Raw genomic sequence first — 479 nt, forward strand, 5'->3', positions numbered from 1 at the left:
ATCAAGATAATGTCTATCGGGTCATTACCTCTTTCTACAAAGCCAATGGCTTCTTCACCGTTGCTTGCGATGAAAACTTCATGGCCTTGCCGCGCAAGGATCAATTGAATCACCATCTGATTGGTTGGGTTGTCTTCAACAACTAACACTGAATAACGGGTTCTGGGAACTTGCGAGTATTTATCTTCTGCAGCATGATCTTGATTGTTCGTAACTCTCGTTAGAACTGGTAACCGCACTTCAAATTTCGAGCCTTTTCCTGGCTCACTCTCGACCGATATACGCCCGCGCATCAGTTCTACTAGTCGTTTTGTTATTGCTAAACCTAAGCCGGTGCCACCAAATCTACGTGTGATTGTGCTATCGGCTTGCACGAACGGACTGAATAATGACGAAAGTTGCTGTGAGCTGATGCCAATTCCGGTGTCTTCTACGCTAATACGGAATGAACTGTGCTGGTATGTAATAGAAACATGTAC

At 44.7% G+C, this 479-nt stretch carries 1 protein-coding gene; it reads right to left on the bottom strand.

Annotated features, from left to right (window positions below; translation table 11 throughout):
• Positions 1 to 479, bottom strand: a 479-nt coding sequence (locus tag AB4653_RS28435; RefSeq protein WP_372105983.1) for an ATP-binding protein, incomplete at both ends; no start/stop codon positions are given.

Source organism: Vibrio sp. 10N.222.48.A3 (assembly GCF_041475345.1).
Classification (GTDB): domain Bacteria; phylum Pseudomonadota; class Gammaproteobacteria; order Enterobacterales; family Vibrionaceae; genus Vibrio; species Vibrio tasmaniensis_A.